21 protein-coding genes are annotated in these 16,945 nt (G+C 61.1%); 5 read left to right on the forward strand and 16 right to left on the reverse strand.

Going from position 1 to position 16,945, the window contains the following annotated elements; genetic code table 11:
• Positions 1 to 28: 28 nt before the first annotated feature.
• Positions 29 to 1,948, forward strand: a complete 1,920-nt coding sequence (locus P3M64_RS09155; RefSeq protein ID WP_132937631.1) for a cyclic nucleotide-binding domain-containing protein — start codon at positions 29 to 31, stop codon at positions 1,946 to 1,948.
• Between the two features lie 8 nt (positions 1,949 to 1,956).
• Here the strand turns inward: P3M64_RS09155 and P3M64_RS09160 are convergent, their stop codons facing one another.
• The 8 genes from P3M64_RS09160 to hisB all read right to left on the reverse strand — a co-directional run bounded on the left by P3M64_RS09160 (position 1,957) and on the right by hisB (position 6,620).
• Positions 1,957 to 2,202, reverse strand: coding sequence for a GDCCVxC domain-containing (seleno)protein (locus P3M64_RS09160; protein ID WP_132937630.1), 246 nt, complete (start codon positions 2,200 to 2,202; stop codon positions 1,957 to 1,959).
• Between the two features lie 92 nt (positions 2,203 to 2,294).
• On the reverse strand, positions 2,295 to 2,666 hold the full coding sequence (locus P3M64_RS09165; RefSeq protein WP_132937629.1) for a histidine triad nucleotide-binding protein: 372 nt from the start codon (positions 2,664 to 2,666) through the stop codon (positions 2,295 to 2,297).
• Positions 2,656 to 3,024 (reverse strand): phosphoribosyl-ATP diphosphatase, encoded by a 369-nt coding sequence (locus tag P3M64_RS09170; protein ID WP_132937628.1) that lies wholly within the window; start codon positions 3,022 to 3,024, stop codon positions 2,656 to 2,658. The genes P3M64_RS09165 and P3M64_RS09170 overlap by 11 nt, the downstream gene beginning before the upstream one ends.
• Complete coding sequence (gene hisF, locus P3M64_RS09175) at positions 3,021 to 3,806, reverse strand: imidazole glycerol phosphate synthase subunit HisF (RefSeq protein ID WP_132937627.1); 786 nt, start codon at positions 3,804 to 3,806, stop codon at positions 3,021 to 3,023. The genes P3M64_RS09170 and hisF overlap by 4 nt, the downstream gene beginning before the upstream one ends.
• Positions 3,807 to 3,834: 28 nt before the next feature.
• Positions 3,835 to 4,566, reverse strand: a complete 732-nt coding sequence (gene hisA, locus P3M64_RS09180; RefSeq protein WP_132937626.1) for a 1-(5-phosphoribosyl)-5-[(5-phosphoribosylamino)methylideneamino]imidazole-4-carboxamide isomerase — start codon at positions 4,564 to 4,566, stop codon at positions 3,835 to 3,837.
• A 256-nt stretch (positions 4,567 to 4,822) separates the two neighbouring features.
• Positions 4,823 to 5,494 carry an imidazole glycerol phosphate synthase subunit HisH gene (hisH, locus tag P3M64_RS09185; RefSeq protein WP_132937625.1) on the reverse strand — a complete coding sequence of 224 codons (672 nt, stop codon included), beginning with the start codon at positions 5,492 to 5,494 and terminating at the stop codon, positions 4,823 to 4,825.
• Between the two features lie 89 nt (positions 5,495 to 5,583).
• Positions 5,584 to 5,973: a DUF2628 domain-containing protein gene (locus tag P3M64_RS09190; RefSeq protein ID WP_132937624.1), complete on the reverse strand. Its 390-nt coding sequence runs from the start codon at positions 5,971 to 5,973 to the stop codon at positions 5,584 to 5,586.
• 47 nt (positions 5,974 to 6,020) lie between these two features.
• Positions 6,021 to 6,620, reverse strand: coding sequence for an imidazoleglycerol-phosphate dehydratase HisB (gene hisB, locus P3M64_RS09195; RefSeq protein WP_132937905.1), 600 nt, complete (start codon positions 6,618 to 6,620; stop codon positions 6,021 to 6,023).
• A 239-nt stretch (positions 6,621 to 6,859) separates the two neighbouring features.
• Between hisB and hslV the strand changes: the two genes are divergently transcribed.
• Positions 6,860 to 7,414, forward strand: coding sequence for an ATP-dependent protease subunit HslV (gene hslV, locus P3M64_RS09200; RefSeq protein ID WP_132937623.1), 555 nt, complete (start codon positions 6,860 to 6,862; stop codon positions 7,412 to 7,414).
• Complete coding sequence (gene hslU, locus P3M64_RS09205; RefSeq protein WP_132937622.1) at positions 7,414 to 8,727, forward strand: ATP-dependent protease ATPase subunit HslU; 1,314 nt, start codon at positions 7,414 to 7,416, stop codon at positions 8,725 to 8,727. Before hslV ends, hslU begins: the two co-directional genes overlap by 1 nt.
• A gap of 17 nt (positions 8,728 to 8,744) precedes the next feature.
• On the opposite strand, the gene P3M64_RS09210 is transcribed toward hslU, so the two are convergent.
• The 7 genes from P3M64_RS09210 to P3M64_RS09240 form a co-directional block, all read right to left on the reverse strand.
• Complete coding sequence (locus P3M64_RS09210; protein WP_132937621.1) at positions 8,745 to 9,128, reverse strand: helix-turn-helix domain-containing protein; 384 nt, start codon at positions 9,126 to 9,128, stop codon at positions 8,745 to 8,747.
• Between the two features lie 68 nt (positions 9,129 to 9,196).
• Positions 9,197 to 9,580 carry a Smr/MutS family protein gene (locus tag P3M64_RS09215; RefSeq protein WP_276157016.1) on the reverse strand — a complete coding sequence of 128 codons (384 nt, stop codon included), beginning with the start codon at positions 9,578 to 9,580 and terminating at the stop codon, positions 9,197 to 9,199.
• Between the two features lie 252 nt (positions 9,581 to 9,832).
• A complete protein-coding gene (locus tag P3M64_RS09220) occupies positions 9,833 to 10,456 on the reverse strand; it encodes a LutC/YkgG family protein (RefSeq protein WP_165886194.1) in 624 nt (207 codons plus the stop codon).
• Between the two features lie 91 nt (positions 10,457 to 10,547).
• Complete coding sequence (locus tag P3M64_RS09225) at positions 10,548 to 12,005, reverse strand: LutB/LldF family L-lactate oxidation iron-sulfur protein (RefSeq protein WP_132937618.1); 1,458 nt, start codon at positions 12,003 to 12,005, stop codon at positions 10,548 to 10,550.
• A complete protein-coding gene (locus P3M64_RS09230; protein ID WP_132937617.1) occupies positions 12,002 to 12,808 on the reverse strand; it encodes a (Fe-S)-binding protein in 807 nt (268 codons plus the stop codon). Before P3M64_RS09230 ends, P3M64_RS09225 begins: the two co-directional genes overlap by 4 nt.
• An 88-nt stretch (positions 12,809 to 12,896) precedes the next feature.
• Positions 12,897 to 14,135 (reverse strand): murein transglycosylase A, encoded by a 1,239-nt coding sequence (mltA, locus tag P3M64_RS09235; protein WP_132937616.1) that lies wholly within the window; start codon positions 14,133 to 14,135, stop codon positions 12,897 to 12,899.
• A gap of 14 nt (positions 14,136 to 14,149) precedes the next feature.
• Positions 14,150 to 14,878: a Tim44/TimA family putative adaptor protein gene (locus tag P3M64_RS09240; protein WP_132937615.1), complete on the reverse strand. Its 729-nt coding sequence runs from the start codon at positions 14,876 to 14,878 to the stop codon at positions 14,150 to 14,152.
• Positions 14,879 to 15,115: 237 nt separating this feature from the next.
• Here P3M64_RS09240 and P3M64_RS09245 point away from each other — a divergent pair, with 237 nt between their 5' ends.
• Positions 15,116 to 15,628 carry an FxsA family protein gene (locus P3M64_RS09245; RefSeq protein WP_132937614.1) on the forward strand — a complete coding sequence of 171 codons (513 nt, stop codon included), beginning with the start codon at positions 15,116 to 15,118 and terminating at the stop codon, positions 15,626 to 15,628.
• Between the two features lie 76 nt (positions 15,629 to 15,704).
• Positions 15,705 to 16,163: a protein-export chaperone SecB gene (secB, locus tag P3M64_RS09250; protein ID WP_132937613.1), complete on the forward strand. Its 459-nt coding sequence runs from the start codon at positions 15,705 to 15,707 to the stop codon at positions 16,161 to 16,163.
• 73 nt (positions 16,164 to 16,236) lie between these two features.
• Here secB and dnaQ read toward each other — a convergent pair whose 3' ends face one another.
• Positions 16,237 to 16,905: a DNA polymerase III subunit epsilon gene (gene dnaQ / locus P3M64_RS09255; RefSeq protein WP_132937612.1), complete on the reverse strand. Its 669-nt coding sequence runs from the start codon at positions 16,903 to 16,905 to the stop codon at positions 16,237 to 16,239.
• Between the last annotated feature and the right edge of the window lie 40 nt (positions 16,906 to 16,945).

Raw genomic sequence — 16,945 nt, forward strand, 5'->3', positions numbered from 1 at the left:
TGCTCTTGACCGGGAGACACCCTGGCGAATGGCCAAGGCAGGATGGACACAAAGCACCTTCGAGGTTCTAACGGGCAAGGGGGCGCGCTGGATTATCGAGACCTCGACGCAGAAGCGTTCCGAAGCCATGGAAACGGCCGAAAATTTCGTCGCCTCGGGTGAGTATGCGGGGGTTCGGGTCACCGAACTGCGCGACGGCTGGAAGACCGAACGGGTCATTTTCGAACGTTCCGTGATGCTCAACGAAAAGCCCCTGAAGGTCGGCCAACTCACCAGCGCCGAACCGTGCCAACGGCTGATGGACTATTACCGGTTTCCCGCGCGTCTGGTCATCGGCCGGGTGGCCCGCGCCTACCTGGATCGCCACGGCATAACCGCCCTCGAACTTTTATTCAACCGCCCCCACCTCAACGCTCTGGAACGCATGGACGGTTTCTATGTCGGCGCCATGCAAGCCGTCGCCACCGTTCAGGCCCGTCAAAACGACGAAAAACCCGCGGACCGGCTGGATGTCCTGTACCGCGCGGCGCAAAAAATCCGGGCCCGCGCGCGCGACAGCGAAAAGGCCCAGGTCCACTGCGCCTTGCTAGGGGAAAGGGGCCTGGACACGGCGCTGAAAAAAATCAAGGCCTCGACCCCCGAGAAAGAGTGGGACTACCACGCCTACGCCATGCTGGCGATGTTCCTTTCGGGCAGCAACTGGCGCCAGAAGATCCGCGCCTTGATCGAGCTGCTGGAAACCACCGCCAACGATCTGTCCTTGCGCTATGTCGATGAGGCGCTCGGCGAGATTCTCGACGGCGGCGAGGCCCTGCGCGATATTTTCGGCGCACCGCCGACGGCCATCGACGCTTGGCGGGTCTTCATCCAAGTCACCAGCGGACATTATCGGGCGCCGAAATACGCCCCCGAGGAACTCGACATACTGACCGAGGCGTTCGCCCATCACGATCTTCCCATCAGCCGCAAGATTTTGTTGGGCCGTGTCGCCCAAGGCCTGGGCGGCGTGCGTCCGTTAACGCGCGAGGGGCGCGACAGCGATCGCAAGGATTTTATCTCACTGGTCCGCGATCTGGTGGAGCCGGCGGGGATGCTCGGCGGCCCCCCGATGAGCGAAGCGGTGGTCCTGCGCGCCAAGGTCCTGCTCGGCGACGAGGGTGCGGACCTGCCGATCGACACCGCCGTTCGCCAGGCCCTGTATCTAATGCCGACGCAGGCCGCCCGCCTGGGGGTCTTGCTCGACCTCACCGGCTCCGACCTGGGCAAGAAATATGAAGACGTCGTGCGCGCCCAATTTTCTCAATTGGTCGCCCAGTTGCGCACCATCTATGACCTTTTTCCCGAGAGCGTCGCCGACGCGGAACGTTTGACCGGCATCGACTCGCTACGCGAGCGGCTCGGCATGAGCGTCATGTCCCATGAGCTGAAGCGCGCCTTCACTTTATCGCTAGGCAAAATCGCCGACGCTCTCGCGCCTAAAAACAGCGCCGCCGCGTCGTCGCCACGCCGAGCCCTGGTGGGGACGTCCGCCCGGGTTTCTACAAAAAAACCGGCCGCGGATCCCGCCGAAAAAGATGCCACCAAGAAAAATCCCACAAACGGAAAATTACGCTTGGCCCAGGGCGCAATTCTCTTTTGCGAAGGCGAACCCGGCGACGAGGCTTACCTGATCGTCTCCGGGACGATCGATATCTTCCGTACCCGCAGTGACGGTGAGCAACTGCTGGCCAGCGTCGGCCGCGGCGAATTGATCGGGGAAATGTCGCTGATCGACAGCCAGCCGCGCATGGCCTCGGCGCGGGCCAACGCCGACACCGAATTGATCGTGGTTTCGCAAGACGACCTGACCGACCGCTTGGCGATCCTACAAGAGAACGACAAGGTCCTGCATTTCCTAATTACCACGCTGACCCGCCGGCTGCGCGGCCTGGCTCGCGTCACCGAATAGGCGGCGCGCTAACCGGCCAAACCCGAGGTGCAGCCCCAACAGTAGTCTTTTTCTTCCTTTTCCCGCTGGGCGGGCGGGCAGGGGGTATCGCCATGGGCGCAGTAGACGCAATGCTCGCCGTCCTTCGCCCGGATCGTACGTCCACATCCATTGCACTGAACGTTGGAAACGACGGCCTGCGTCGCCATGACGACGCCTTGCCTCAGCCCGCAATGTGGACACGTTAAAACGGCATTTTTTTTGTAGGCGTCCATGATCCGATCCCATACGCGACCCCGGCGCGACCCTGGCGCGACCCCAGCGCGGTCCCGGTCGTAACCTCGGGCGCGAGGACGCGATTTTAACTCTATTTGGGCAGCATCGCACCCAGTTTTTTACCGCCGAAAATATGGACATGAAAATGCGGCACCTCTTGGCCACCGTCGCTGCCGTGATTGGCCAAAATCCGGTACCCCGGATCGTCGAGGCCTAAATCGGACGCGATCTTGCCCACCGCGGCGAAAAATTCGGCAATTTCATCCGGCGACGCGATGGTGGAAAAATCCGCCAATGAGATATACGGACCCTTGGGGATAACCAGGACATGAACCGGAGCCTGCGGCGCAATATCCCTGAACGCCAGCACGTGATCGTCTTCGTAAACCTTATCGCAGGGAATTTCCCCGCGCAGGATCTTAGCGAACACATTATCGCGGTCGTAACGTATTTCAGATGTCATCTTTGCTCTCCTCGCCATCGTGACGCTTCGGGCGGGCGTTTTTCTCGGCGACGCCCGAAACTCCCTCACGGCGGGCAAGCTCCGCCCAGACGTCCCCGGGCGCGATCCCGGCGTCCGCCCACAACACCAACAAATGATACAACAGATCGGCGCTTTCGGCGGTCAGGTTTTCCGGTTTCTCGGCGATCGCGGCGATCACCGTTTCGACCGCTTCCTCGCCGACTTTCTGCGCGATCGCCGGGCGTCCCTTGGCGAACAGTTTGGCGGTCCACGACGCCGAGGCATCGCCACCCCGGCGCGAGAGAACGGTCTCGAACAAGCCATCCAGAATACGGGCGTCCCGAGGGGATGTCGTCATGCCGCCGCTCCGTCTTCATAGCCGTCCATGCGCATCGGGATACCGCACGCGATCATGTGCCGCTTAGCCTGCTCGACAGTAAACGTGCCGAAATGGAAAATCGACGCCGCCAACACCGCCGAGGCGTGACCGTCGCGCACGCCCTCGACCAGATGGTCCAGCGTGCCGACGCCGCCCGACGCGATCACCGGCACCGGCACGGCGTCGGCGATGGCGCGGGTCAGTTCGATATTGAAGCCTTGGCGGGTGCCGTCGCGGTCCATCGAGGTGAGCAAAATTTCCCCGGCCCCGTATTCGGCCATTCGGCGCGCCCACGCCACCGCGTCGATCCCCGTCGGTTTTCGCCCACCGTGGGTAAAAATTTCATACTTTCCCGACCCCACGGTTTTCGCGTCGAGCGACACGACGATACATTGCGAGCCGAACTTTTGCGCCGCCTCGCGTACAAATTCCGGATTTTTTACCGCCGCCGTGTTGATCGACGCCTTGTCCGCGCCGGCCAGCAAAAGTTTACGGATATCCTCGGTCCGACGTACGCCGCCGCCCACGGTCAGGGGCATGAAGCACTGTTCGGCGGTGCGCGCCACGACGTCGAAAATGGTGTCGCGGTTGTCCGAACTGGCAGTGATGTCGAGAAAGGTCAACTCGTCGGCGCCCGCCTTGTCGTATAGGCGCGCCTGTTCGACCGGGTCTCCCGCGTCAACGAGATCGACGAAGTTCACCCCCTTGACCACGCGGCCGCCATTGACGTCGAGGCAGGGAATAATCCGGGCTTTCAACATGACCGTTTCCTCATTTTTCAAACCTTCCTCAGGCGGCGTCCCTGAGCAGAGCCACCGCGTCACCGACCTTGATCGCCCCATCGTAAATGGCGCGCCCGCTGATAACCCCCTCCAAAAGGGCGCCGCCGCGCGCCTTCAGCGCCCGCAGATCATCCATCGACGAGACCCCGCCCGACGCGATCACCGGCGTCGAAATCGCCTGCGCCAGCGCCAGGGTGCTGTCCAGATTGGGACCGGCCATCAGGCCGTCGCGGGCGATATCGGTGAAGATGATCGCCGCCACCCCGGCGTCTTCGAAACGCAAAGCCAGATCGTGGGCCGTAATCCGGGAAACCTCGGCCCAGCCCTCGACGGCGACGAAGCCGTCCTTGGCGTCGATACCGACCGCGACCCGCCCTGGGTAGCGGGCGCAGGCCCGGCACACCAAATCCGGGTCGCGCAAGGCGACCGTGCCTAAGATCACCCGGCGCACACCCGCCTCCAGCCAAAAATCGATGGTCTCCAAGGTGCGAATTCCCCCGCCCAACTGAACCGGAACCCGCGCCTCGGCCAAAATACGCCGAACCGCGTCGGCGTTGACGGGTTTGCCCGCGAAGGCGCCGTTCAAATCAACGACATGAATCCATTCACAACCCTGATCGACGAAGGCGCGCGCCTGCGCGCCGGGGTCGTCGGCGAACACCGTCGCCTTGTCCATTTCGCCGCGCAACAAACGCACGCACTGTCCGTCCTTCAGGTCGATCGCCGGAAAAAAAATCATCTTTCTTCACCCATCCCCTTAACAGCCGTGCGCCCGCCGAAACGCCTTGAGTTCGCGCACCGAACGGATATGAAACACGTCCCGATTCGCGACATACCTATTCACCAAGTCCAACAGACCGCGCGCACGGAGGCCGGCTTCGGCAACCATTGAACCCGATCAGCGGCCCGGTACGTCGTCACCTCCCCGCTCTTCACTGGCCGCCGCGCCAGGGGGGATTTTCCGCCCCCGGCGTTTCCGATGATCGCAACGCGGGTCATGATGAGGGGTCCCATTCGAGGAAATTGGCGATAAAGCGCAGGCCCACCGCTTGGCTTTTTTCGGGATGAAACTGTGTCCCCAGAAGATTATCACGTCCGACGATCGCGTTTATCGGGCCGCCATAATCGGCCTGGGCCAGGATATGCGCCGGATTGCTGGGCACGAAATGATATGAATGAACAAAATAGGCGTGCCGTCCGCTTTCAACCCCCTTTAAGACGGGGTGGTCGGTGGCCAGCATACGCAAATCGTTCCACCCCATGTGCGGCACCTTCAGCGTCACACCGTCGGGCAGCTTCGCGTCATTGGGAACGATGGCCCGAACCTCGCCGCCGATCCAGCCCAAGCCGGGCCACGAGCCGTGCTCCAGTCCGGTATCGGCCAACAACTGCATGCCGACGCAGATGCCCAGAAACGGCCGCCCACCGTCGAGCACGGCTTCCGTCATCGCCTCAATCATGCCGTCCACCGCGCGCAGGCCGCTCATGCAGTCGGCGAAGGCGCCGACGCCGGGCAGAATTACGTGGCTCGCGTCGGCCACGTCTTCCGGCCGCGAGGAGATAACCACGCGCCCCGCCAAGCCCTCGCCGCGCATCGCCACTTCGACCGCCTTGGCGGCGGAACGCAGATTGCCCGACCCATAGTCGATGATCACCGCCTTAACCATGGCGGGCCGCCTCTATATCATGGCGCAGTGAAAATAGGCGTCGTTTCATTGTTTTCCCTTTGTGCTTGCGGCGTCCTTTCTAGAGCGCATCATTGCGACAACGCCAGCAAAACATCATGAGGCGCGCGGTCGAGATAGCGGCGAAAGGCGTCGGTGGCGGTGCGCCCAAGAACCACCGCCCTGTCGCGATAGCCCGCCCGGCGCAGGGCATTTCGCCTGAGGTCGTTAGCCAGATAGGCGAGGATCGCGGCGCACGCGACACTGAGCACGACACTTTCGCCCGCCCCCAAACCCAAAAGCGCCGCCCCGATCTGAACCAAAAGCTGGGCGACGAAAAAAACCGCCGCCGCGGTCCACATTCGATGCGCCAGCGGCCACAAAAACCCGAAAAAAAACGCCGGCCCGCAAAACCCCTCCTTGACCAAGATCAGGTCCGCGTCCCGATCGGCGGTGCGATAATGCACGGTGAACATTTTCATACGCGTCTCCCGCCGTTACTTTTTTCTTCCCGCCGGCGACCGGGATCTCAAAGCGAACCGCCCAACACCCCCTTCGTCGAGGGCACGTCGTCGCGCTTACGCGGGTCGATTTCGATCCCTTGGCGCAGCGCCCGCGCCAGCGCCTTGTAAGCGCTTTCCGCGATGTGATGGTTATTTTCACCATAGAAATTTTCGACATGCAACGTGACGCCGCCCGCCTGGGCGAACGCCTGGAACCACTCCTTGAACAGCTCGGTGTCCATTTCGCCTAATTTATCGCGCAGGAAGCTCACTTTCCAGACCAGATAGGGGCGGCCCGAAATATCGAGCACGACACGGGTCAACGTCTCGTCCATCGGCGCCAGCGCCGCGCCGTAGCGGGTAATCCCCCGACGCTCCCCCAAGGCCGCAGAAAACGCCTCGCCGATCGCCAGTGCGCAATCTTCGGTGGTGTGGTGAAAGTCGATATGTGTGTCGCCGACGGCTTTGACGCGAAGGTCGATCAGGCTATGGCGCGACAGTTGCTCGAGCATGTGATCGAGAAACCCGATTCCGGTCTCGATATCATACTGTCCGGCGCCGTCCAGGTTAAGTTCGACCTCAATTTTGGTCTCGTGTGTCGTGCGCTCGATCAGGCCCTTGCGCATGGAAAGTCCTCCGCTATGGGGTTCGGTGAACTTGTAACAGGAACCGCCGCCCATCGCCAGCATGAAGGCGCGAATTTCACCTCGATGGACCCCGCCCGGCCTAGGCTCGGTGAGGGACGCAGCACCCGAAACGCAACCTCCACCTTGACCAAGACGGCTCATAGGCCTACATCGTTCCTGATTTTATGGGGCGTCCCGCGAAACGCCTTGAGGGTGCCGACAGCATAAAAAGGACCGCCATGACCAACGACAGTGTGCCGACATGGCACGGCACAACCATTTTAGGCGTGCGCACGGCGAAACAGGTCGTCATTATCGGTGACGGACAGGTTACGCTTGGACAGACCGTCATCAAGGGCGGGGCGCGCAAGGTCCGCCGCCTTGGCGACGGCTCGGTGATCGGCGGTTTCGCCGGAGCGACGGCGGACGCCTTCACGCTGTTCGAACGTCTTGAGACCAAACTCGAACAGTATCCCGGCCAACTTACGCGCGCCTGTGTCGAGCTGGCCAAGGATTGGCGCACCGATAGATATTTGCGCAAATTGGAGGCGATGATGACCGTCGCCGACAAAGAGGTTTCGTTGGTGTTGACCGGTACCGGCGACGTGCTGGAGCCGGACGACGGCGTGATGGCGATCGGCTCGGGCGGCAATTACGCCCTCGCCGCGGCCCGCGCCCTGGTCGGCCAACCCGATCTGGGCGCCGAGGTCATCGCCCGGCGAGCGATGGCGATCGCCGCCGACATCTGCGTTTACACCAACACCAACTTTACGATTGAGAGCATCGATATCTGATGAGCAACTTCACCCCGCGAGAGATCGTTTCCGAACTGGACCGCTTCATCGTCGGTCAGAACGACGCCAAGCGCGCCGTCGCCGTCGCCCTGCGCAACCGCTGGCGACGTCAGCAAATCCCCGACGGTCTACGCGAGGAAGTCCTGCCGAAAAATATCCTGATGATCGGGCCGACCGGCGTCGGCAAAACCGAAATCGCGCGCCGCCTGGCGAAACTCGCCCATGCGCCGTTCATCAAGGTCGAGGCGACCAAATTCACCGAGGTCGGCTACGTCGGTCGGGATGTCGAACAGATCGTCCGCGACCTGGTCGAAACCGCGATCCACATGAGCCGCGAGAAACAGCGCACCCAGGTTAAGGCCAAGGCCGAACTGAACGCCGAGGAGCGCGTACTCGACGCCCTGGTCGGCGAAGACTCCAGCGCGGACACTCGCCAGAAGTTCCGTAAAATGCTGCGCGAGGGAACATTGGGCGAGAAAGAAATCGAAATTCAAGTCGCCGACACGTCCGGCGCGTCGCTGCCGACCTTCGACATTCCCGGCATGCCCGGCGCGCAGATGGGCATGTTGAACCTGGGCGACATCATGGGCAAGGCCTTCGGCGGCCCGCCGCAGAAAACCAAACGCATGTCGGTGGCGCAGTCCTACGATATCCTCATCCACCAGGAAAGCGACAAACTGCTCGACGAGGAGGAGGTCATCCGCGAGGCCATCGACCGGGTCGAGAACAACGGCATTGTCTTCCTCGACGAAATCGACAAGATCGCCGCCCGCTCCGAACGGGCGGGGGCCGACGTCTCGCGTGAGGGCGTCCAGCGCGACCTGCTGCCCCTGATCGAGGGCACCACGGTGGCGACCAAGCACGGTCCGGTAAAAACCGATCACATCCTCTTCATCGCTTCGGGAGCGTTTCATGTCTCCAAACCATCGGACATGCTGCCCGAACTGCAAGGCCGCCTACCGATCCGAGTCGAACTAAGCGCCCTGTCGCGCGACGACATGGTGCGTATCTTAAAAGAACCCGAATCGAGCCTGATCCGCCAATACATCGCACTGATGGCGGTTGAAAAGGTAAACCTGGAATTTAGTGACGGGGCCATCGAAGAAATTGCCGATGTCGCGGTGGAGGTCAACTCCAGCGTCGAAAATATCGGCGCGCGACGCCTTCACACGGTCCTTGAAAAACTCCTCGAAACCATCAGTTTCGAAGCCTCGGAACGGTCGGGCGAGAATATCACCATAGACGCCGATACCGTGCGCGAGATTGTCTCGGTCCTCGCTAAAAATGCCGATTTACGTAAGTTTATCCTATAAAGGCCGGGGGTGGGCGCTCAAAAAAGAGGCTCCTTGGGGCGACCGCCCCGGGTGGACTTGATTTCGTCGATCATCCATTGCAGGGTCGCTTCGTCAAGATCGTCAATAGCCTCGCCCAGCAGGTTGGCCAACTCGGTCGCCCGAGGGCTAAGCCCCGAGGTGTCGAGCGTAACCTTGGGGTGGGAAAGGCGCGCCAGCCGCTTGATTTCTTCGGCGTCATCCCAGATCAGGCCGAATAACTCGCACACCTGCATCACCAGACCGGGACCGGGACGACCGCGATGGCCGTGCTCCAGCGCCGAAAGATAGGCGCTGGAAACCCTTAGCGTCTGGGCCATATCTTTGAGTTTAAGGCCTTTTTGCTCTCGTAGGGCCCTCATTTTTACCCCGAACGGCGTCATTGCGCTGATCCTTTTTGCCTACCCACCAAAGCGTTGGCCACCAAAGCGTTGGCGCGATTTTCCGCCTATCACGCCGAGGCCTTTTTCAGCCGGATATACAACGCGCCTTCACCGCCATCCTTGGGCGCGGCATAAGAAAACGCCACGATCCGCCCGCGGTTCTCCGGCGCGTTCAGCCATCCGGGCGTGCGCGCGCGCAGCACCCCGATCGAGCCGTCTTTTTTCACGCCTTTTCCGGTAATCACCAGGATGTCCCGACAGCCCGCCTCCTGGGCGGCGCGCAAGAAAGCCGTCAGGGCGCGCCGCGCCTCGTCCTGGGTCAAGCCGTGCAGATCGAGACGGCGTTGGGGACGGATCTTGCCGCGCCGCATCTTTTGCGCCGTCGCCTTGTCGAGGCCGGGTTGGGCGTCGTGATCGAGGCGAGGCAAGGCGCGCGCCAGCGGTGGGCGCATGCGTTCCGGGGGTGGGTTCCGGGCGCGCCGCCCCAGAATTCCAGAGGGGGTGGGGAGGCGGCGTCTTGATCCGCGCTCTCCACGCTTAACGCATCCAGGGCGGCGACGTAAAGGGGGCTGGTGGAATCCATCGGCGCAACATCGGCCATCACCCAGCGCCACAAATCGGCCTCCGTAGGCGTGAGTTCCCGGTTTTTTGCTTTCCCGCCGAAGCCCTTTTTTTTCTTAGGGCTTTCGGATTTTTTTGATCGTTTAGCTTTTGGCATCGACAATGACCACGATGAGATGTCGCGGCCCATGCGCACCCATCAATAAAGTTTGTTCGATATCCGCCGTGCGTGATGGGCCGGTGATCCAGTTAATTGTTCTTGGTAAAATAGGTGGTTGTGTTGATTGTTTCCTGATCAACATCCAAGCATCCTCATAATGACTTACAATTGAAGTCTTTTCTACCAAAACGACATGCACCTCGGGCAGAAAGTTCAAGGTTGTCGGTTGTTCCGCCCCCGACAGCAGCACAGCGGTCCCGGTTTCCGCCACGCCCGCGAAAGCGTACGAAAGCGAGACCCGATCCGCCCCCTGCGCGCGGCCACCCTGGACGGCGATGCCGGCGTTTATCCAATCGAGTTCCGTCAATCGGGGGTCGGCGCACAATCGCAGAGAGACGACGTCTAAAGGGGGAAATTTCGGGTTTTCCAAGGCATATCGTTCGATTGCGGAACGCAGCGTCGTAGGCACTTGGGAAATATCGGAAACGCGGTAGGTTTGCGCCCCGGCGCGCTGGGCGCGCGCAATAAAAATATCGGCGCGCCCGTCACTGTCGCCCGAAGCCGGAACGCCGTGGGCCGGACGCGGGCCCGCTGGATGTTCGCACATACGCCGGGCCGCGCGTTCCTGGCGGAATTTAAGATTTGATCCATTATTTTTCAAACTATTAGATAGTTTATCTAAGATAAAACCTCGGGAATCAGTCATAACCACTTCCCTTAACGTGTTTTTTTCGCCATAGAGTTTGGAATGTTCGTCCCTGGGGCAGCGGAAAATCCCGACCTTGGGTCCAGCCGCCCACACCAATCAGTCGCGCCACCATACCGTCTTTCAACACCGCGCCGGCGCACCCTCGACCCAACCAAAACAGCCCCCGGACAACGCCTGAAAAAACCCGATGATACAAACGCGGCCTGCACGCCAGCCACGCCCACACCCCGAGAGCGAGCCCCCCCCGGGAAAGTCCGTTCTTCCTGGGCAGGCTTTTTTCCCGCCACCGGCGCAGCAGATCGGGCAGGGGAATGCGTACCGGACAGACCGCCGCGCAGCGCCCACAAAGGGTCGAAGCGTCGGGCAAATCGGCGCTGTCGGAAATCCCGGTCAGCGCCGGCGTCAAGACCGCGCCGATCGGCCCCGGATAGACCCAGCCGTAGGCATGTCCGCCGATCGCGCCATAAACCGGGCAATGGTTCATGCAGGCCCCGCAGCGAATACAGCGCAAAACATCGCGAAAGTCCGAACCAAGCAAAGACGACCGCCCATTATCGAGAAGCACCACATGAAAGTTTTCCGGCCCATCGAGATCGCCCGGGCGCCTGGCCCCGGTGAAAAACGTCGTGTAAACGGTGATGTCCTGCCCCGTCGCCGAGCGGGCGAGAACGCGCAGAACGGTCGCGGCGTCTTCCAGGGTGGGGACGATTTTTTCCAGGCTGGCGATACAGATATGCGTCTTAGGAAGGCCCTGGCTAAGATCCCCGTTGCCTTCGTTGGTGACGATCACGGCGGTTCCGGTTTCCGCGATCAGCATGTTCGCTCCGGTGATACCGACATCGGCCGTCAAAAACGTCTCGCGCAGAACGTCGCGGGCCTCGTCCAGCAGGGCGCGGGGGTCATCCAGGACGCGCCCTTCGGGCAATTGAGTATGCTGCGCGCGGAAGGTCTCGCCAACCTCGGCCTTGGACAGATGGATCGCCGGGGCGATGATGTGGCTGGGCGGCTCATCGCGCAACTGGATAATATATTCGCCGAGATCGGTTTCCACCGCCTCGACGGCATGGGCGGCGAGATAGTCGTTGAGTCCGATTTCCTCGCTGATCATGGACTTACCCTTGGCGACGGTGCGCGCACCCTGCCGACGGCAGATACCGAGAACGATCGCACACGCCTCGCCGCCCGTCGCCGCCCAGTGGACCTGGCCCCCGGCCCGCGTCACGCCTTCTTCAAACTGAAGCAAGTAGGCGTCCAGATTGTCCAGGGCTTCGTTCTTGATATCGCGCGCTCGATCGCACAAAGCGTCGAATTCAGGCAGCTCGTCTAGCGCCGCGCGGCGCTTAACGCGAAACCCACTCTCCATCAGCTTGCCCAGGGCATCTTGTAACGCCCCGTCGGCGAGGGCTTCGCGGGCGTTATCCTTAAATTTTGCGGCGCTTGACTTCATGCTCGGCGCCCTCCCGGCGAAGCCCTCCCCGGGGGGGCGCCGATCGCCGGCGTCGCCGTGTCGCCCGCCAACACCTCGGCGACGTGGCGCACCTCAAGGGGCGAGCCTCGGCGCGCCAGCCGTCCCGCGATGTTCATCAAACAGCCCAAATCGCCACCCAAAACCATCGTCGCCCCTGTGGCCTCCAGGTGTGTAATTTTAGCGTCAACGATCCGCTCGGAAATATCCGCATACTTGATCGAGAACATACCGCCAAAACCGCAACAGGCCTCGGCCTCCTCGGCCTCGATCAGGGTCAGGCCCGCGACCGAGGACAACAACCGGCGCGGCTGATCGCGCACGCCCAAATCGCGCAGCCCAGAGCACGAATCGTGATAGGTCGCCACCCCATCCCAAGCCGCGCCGGAAACCGCGCTCACGCCCAACACATCGGTTAGAAACGCGGTCAGCTCGAAAGTACGCGCCGCAAAACTCTCGGCCCGTTTCCGCCAAACCGGATCTTCGGCGAAGAGAGCCGGATAATGTCTTTTAACCGTCGCCGCACATGAACCCGATGGCGCGACGACATATTCATTTTCATTGTCGGAAAATGCCTCGATCGTCGTGCGCGCCACGGCGCGCGCGCGCGCCGGGTCGCCTGCGTTATAAGCCGGTTGGCCGCAACAAGTCTGTCCGCGGGGCGCTCTGACGTGACAACCGGCATCTTCGAGAAGCCGCACGGCGGCGAAGCCGATGCTCGGGCGCATGGTGTCGGTTAAGCACGTGATGAACAGGGCGACGCCCGGTGATGTTTTATCCGTCATCTTAAAAGAATGCGTCCCTCGTCGTGGATTGGCAATACGATGGCGAAAGTTTCCGCGCGGCATCCTTAAATTATTTTGGAACGCTCGTTCACCGCGGCCATGGCCGCGGTCGCGGCAACAAAAGATAGTATCGCCCGCTATCCTTCATCGATCCAGCCAAACGCGCCGCCGCCGTCCCGAACCCGAAAAAAACGTCGCCGCGTACCGCCCCCGTGATCGCCCCGCCAGTATCTTGGGCAATCATCAGGCGGCGAAACAAGCGGCCCTTAATCTTGGCGTGGGTGGTTTCCAACCAGATCGGCATGCCCATAGGAATAAAATGCCGATCCACCGCCAGCGACCGCCCCGGCGTCAGGGGGACACCCAAGGCCCCAATCGGCCCCCCGTCTCCGGAGGTTTTTTTAAAAAAAATGTATGATGGATTTTGCGCCAAAAGGGCGCGGCCCTTCTTCGGGCGCGCCTTGACCCAAGCCCGGATTGACGCCATCGACGCCCGATCGGCGGTCATCTCACCCCGGCCGATCAGCACTTTTCCGATCGACCGGTACCGGTGGCCATTGCGTCCGGCGAAACCCAGACGGACCACCGAACCATCGTCCATGCGCACCCTTCCCGACCCCTGGACGTGAAGAAAGAACGCATCGACCGGGTCATCGACCCATAACAAAACCCGAGCCTTACCCTTCAGCGCCCCGTTATCGATCGCACCGCGCGTATAATAGGGGACAAACCTCCCGTTCTTCACCCGGCCATACAATTTCCTTTTTGGCAAATGGGAAGAAAACTGGGCTAAGTCGGCGGTTACCAGGTCTGTCGGAAGGCCATAAACCGGATAGCGATAACGCCCGTGGCGGTGCGACGAACCATGCAGCTCGGCCTCGTAATACCCCGTGAACAAGCCCTCGCTTCGCCCTCCGAGCGAAACGAGATAAGGCGTGAACCACGTTTCGAAGAAGCGCCGAGCCGGAACCTTCGCCAGGGGCGTGTCCCGGGCGGCGCGGCACGGTTTCGCCCAGTCCCCGGCGCGGGCGCCGGGCAAAACGGGCGGCGCGCCGCGCATGAGCGATTGCGTCGGCGGCAGTGTCAAAATTTTAGCGCAGGAAACGCGAAACGCGGCCAGGGCGTCGCGCACCGCGCCGTCGTCACCCCACCCCGCAAGACGACCGAAGCCCGATGCCGTCAACTGAAGACGCGGCAATTGGGTGGACGGCAGGCTAGGGGGCGGTAACTTGGCCGGCGGCGGCGGCGGCGGCGGCACCGCCGCCGCGCACCCCGCCAACGCAACCAACATTCCAACTGTCAGAACGCGCTTGCCGTAAAGCTTCATACGGGCCCCGGCCCTTAATGCGGGCTATGGGTTTCGGTCAACACCCAGTTCGGATTGCGCGAGCGAGGATCACGCGAAAACGTCCAAAAATCGACGCGGCGAATAACTTTCGCCGGATCACCGTCGATAATAACGCCACCCTTGTCGCGTAACGTGCTTATTTGCTCGCTGATAAATTTAACGGTAACTGCGGCCTCGTCGCCAGTCATACCGGCCTCGACGATTTCGGCCCCGATAATGCCCACCAATGTTTCCTCAAGGGATTCCCCGTTGGCCACGCGTTCCTTGATTGCGCCCTCGAAGTTTTCGTAAACGTCGGAGCTCAGAAGGGGTTTTAAGGCCTGGGTATCCCCGGCGGCGTAAGCGCCCAAAATCATCTCGAAAGCGGCGCGTGCCCCACCGATGAATTCCTTGGCGCTAAACTTTGCGTCGATGCTGCGGATTTCTTCGAGGCCGATCGCCGCCGGTCCCTCGAAAACCTCGGGCTCGGGCTCGGGCGAAACCTCATCGGCGTGCGTTGATGCGTAATCGGCGTCATTCTCCACGCCATTGTCCGGCAGGTGGACAATATTGTCGCGGGTTTCGTCATGTGGCGGCTTGTCTTTGTTCGGATCGGAAAAAAGGTCCTTGTAGCCACCCTCATGACCGTCCCGACGCCCCAGGGCGTTGCGCAGCCTGAGAATCAGAAAAATCGCGATCATGGCAAATAAAATGATGTCGAAAAACTGAAAATCGCCACCCATGGTTTTCACTGTTCCTTTCCCACCATCCTTTAGATCGCGGGGCTTTTGGCGTTGTCACACAACCGTCCGGGAGCCCCCCCAAGGACAAGACCGCCCATCGGCCGCCCATTGTCCATCTTGACAGTGCGCAAATAAAGTACACGTTAACGGGTGCACGCGGCGCGGTCTACATCCTATCGGCCACGACGCACACTCTCATCGTGGCTTAGATAAGCCCAATACACCCCGGGAACAAGCATGCCTTTTCTCCTTTTCCTGCTTATCCTTGCCGTTCCGGCGTTGGAAATTGCCGTTTTCATCCAGGTTGGCGACCTGATCGGCGTCATTCCAACGCTGTTGGGGATCGTGGTAACCGCGGTCATTGGCGCGGCATTGCTGCGTCACCAAGGGTTACAAACCCTGCGCCGAGTCCAAGAAAGCCTCGATCGCGGCGAGTTGCCGGTGGCCGATCTCTTCGATGGCCTGTGCATTGCGTTGGCGGGCGCTCTTTTGTTGACCCCGGGCTTCGTGACCGACGCCATCGGCCTGAGTTTGTTTCTGCCTCCCGTGCGTCGCATCCTAATGGCGATGTTGGGGCGTCATCTCGCCGCACGGGGCGGGGCGGGGGAATTTACCCGGCGCCCGACATCGTCTTCACCCCTCACCCCCGGCGAAGGGCCGACAATCGACGGTGAATATACCGATGTCACCCCATCCGAGCGCAAGGATGCGGACGGACGAGGACGTCTCCCCCATCAACGTCGGCGCTGAGGCCCACCGAAACCCGGTTGCCGCGCAAACCTATCCGTGATAGCCAAGCCTTAAATTGCAAAAGGGGATCTCACCAATGAGCGACACCGACACCACCGAGCAAACCATTCAGTTCACGATCAACGGCCAATACGTCAAAGATCTGTCGTTTGAAAATCCCGGCGCGCCCGCGATCTATATCGCCCTGCAAGGGCAGCAGCCGAACATCGATGTGAATATCGACATTCACGTCGAAAGCCAAAATGAAACGCAACACGAAGTCGAGCTGATTCTTAAAGGGGAGTGCCGCCTCGAAGATCAGGTCGCCTTTATCGCCGAGCTGAAGTACGCCGGGTTGTTCACCATCGAGGCCCCGGCGGAACATCTCGAACCGATTTTGATGATCGAATGCCCCCGCCTACTGTTCCCCTTCGCCCGCAACATTCTCAGTGACGTCACCCGAGACGGCGGCTTTCCCGCACTGCAGCTCAATCCCATAGACTTCCTCCAGCTTTATCAGCAGCGTAAAGAGCAAGAGGCCGCGAACGATTCGTAAATTTATCGCCTCGCGCCGGTAAAATACGCCAAGACCCCACGCCGCACCCCCCATCGGGGCGCGGCGACGATTTTTAGGTCTTCCAGAGGGCCTCTTTCAGGGTATCGACAAACGCCGCATGGGCGGCCTCCTCCTCGGGAGTCGGCGCATGAATGCGTGGCGCGCGCCCCTTGCGCGTTTCACGGATCACGCTCTGCCCGCCTTTCGCGCCGGCAAGTTCAAGGCCCGGCTGACGCCCGCCGATTAGCTCCAGATAGACTTCGGCGAGAAGGCGCGCATCGAGAAGCGCGCCATGAAGGTCGCGCTCCGTGTTGTCGATGGCGAAGCGCCGGCATAAGGCGTCGAGATTGGCTTGCGCGCCGGGAAATTTGCGCCGCGCCATCTGCACGGTATCGATGGTGCGCGCCATATCGAGGGCCGGATATTCGAGCTTCGTCAATTCGGCGTTGAGAAATCCCATGTCGAAACGGGCGTTGTGAATAACCAAGGTGTCGGCGGCGATGAAGTCGAGAAATTCCGCGGCGACGTCGGCGAAAACAGGAAAATCCCTGAGATACGCCTCCGATAGACCGTGGACCGCAAAGGCCTCTTGGGGCATATCCCGCTCTGGATTGATATAGCGATGAAAAACCCGGCCCGTCGCCATGTGGTTGACCATTTCGACGCAGCCGATTTCGACAATCCGATGGCCCGCCATAGGGTCCAATCCGGTGGTTTCGGTGTCGAGTGAAATTTCCCGCATATTTTCATCCGTTGTTTGGGGTGAGCCGTCATTCATAAAC

It is taken from the genome of Varunaivibrio sulfuroxidans, assembly GCF_029318635.1.
GTDB classification, from domain to species: Bacteria; Pseudomonadota; Alphaproteobacteria; order Rhodospirillales; family Magnetovibrionaceae; genus Varunaivibrio; species Varunaivibrio sulfuroxidans.

What these genes read in the sequence shown, in the direction of transcription:
- P3M64_RS09245 (WP_132937614.1), top strand. Translation starts at nt 15,116, where the DNA reads ATGCCTTTTCTCCTTTTCCTGCTTATCCTTGCCGTTCCGGCGTTGGAA.
- hisH (WP_132937625.1), bottom strand. Translation starts at nt 5,494, where the DNA reads ATGGTTAAGGCGGTGATCATCGACTATGGGTCGGGCAATCTGCGTTCC.
- dnaQ (WP_132937612.1), bottom strand. Translation starts at nt 16,905, where the DNA reads ATGCGGGAAATTTCACTCGACACCGAAACCACCGGATTGGACCCTATG.
- P3M64_RS09170 (WP_132937628.1), bottom strand. Translation starts at nt 3,024, where the DNA reads ATGACGACATCCCCTCGGGACGCCCGTATTCTGGATGGCTTGTTCGAG.
- hslV (WP_132937623.1), top strand. Translation starts at nt 6,860, where the DNA reads ATGACCAACGACAGTGTGCCGACATGGCACGGCACAACCATTTTAGGC.
- P3M64_RS09215 (WP_276157016.1), bottom strand. Translation starts at nt 9,580, where the DNA reads ATGCGCCCACCGCTGGCGCGCGCCTTGCCTCGCCTCGATCACGACGCC.
- P3M64_RS09230 (WP_132937617.1), bottom strand. Translation starts at nt 12,808, where the DNA reads ATGACGGATAAAACATCACCGGGCGTCGCCCTGTTCATCACGTGCTTA.
- P3M64_RS09190 (WP_132937624.1), bottom strand. Translation starts at nt 5,973, where the DNA reads ATGAAAATGTTCACCGTGCATTATCGCACCGCCGATCGGGACGCGGAC.
- hisA (WP_132937626.1), bottom strand. Translation starts at nt 4,566, where the DNA reads ATGATTTTTTTTCCGGCGATCGACCTGAAGGACGGACAGTGCGTGCGT.
- P3M64_RS09220 (WP_165886194.1), bottom strand. Translation starts at nt 10,456, where the DNA reads ATGTGCGAACATCCAGCGGGCCCGCGTCCGGCCCACGGCGTTCCGGCT.
- hisB (WP_132937905.1), bottom strand. Translation starts at nt 6,620, where the DNA reads ATGCGCAAGGGCCTGATCGAGCGCACGACACACGAGACCAAAATTGAG.
- hisF (WP_132937627.1), bottom strand. Translation starts at nt 3,806, where the DNA reads ATGTTGAAAGCCCGGATTATTCCCTGCCTCGACGTCAATGGCGGCCGC.
- P3M64_RS09155 (WP_132937631.1), top strand. Translation starts at nt 29, where the DNA reads ATGGCCAAGGCAGGATGGACACAAAGCACCTTCGAGGTTCTAACGGGC.
- P3M64_RS09240 (WP_132937615.1), bottom strand. Translation starts at nt 14,878, where the DNA reads ATGGGTGGCGATTTTCAGTTTTTCGACATCATTTTATTTGCCATGATC.
- P3M64_RS09165 (WP_132937629.1), bottom strand. Translation starts at nt 2,666, where the DNA reads ATGACATCTGAAATACGTTACGACCGCGATAATGTGTTCGCTAAGATC.
- P3M64_RS09160 (WP_132937630.1), bottom strand. Translation starts at nt 2,202, where the DNA reads ATGGACGCCTACAAAAAAAATGCCGTTTTAACGTGTCCACATTGCGGG.
- hslU (WP_132937622.1), top strand. Translation starts at nt 7,414, where the DNA reads ATGAGCAACTTCACCCCGCGAGAGATCGTTTCCGAACTGGACCGCTTC.
- P3M64_RS09210 (WP_132937621.1), bottom strand. Translation starts at nt 9,128, where the DNA reads ATGACGCCGTTCGGGGTAAAAATGAGGGCCCTACGAGAGCAAAAAGGC.
- P3M64_RS09225 (WP_132937618.1), bottom strand. Translation starts at nt 12,005, where the DNA reads ATGAAGTCAAGCGCCGCAAAATTTAAGGATAACGCCCGCGAAGCCCTC.
- secB (WP_132937613.1), top strand. Translation starts at nt 15,705, where the DNA reads ATGAGCGACACCGACACCACCGAGCAAACCATTCAGTTCACGATCAAC.
- mltA (WP_132937616.1), bottom strand. Translation starts at nt 14,135, where the DNA reads ATGAAGCTTTACGGCAAGCGCGTTCTGACAGTTGGAATGTTGGTTGCG.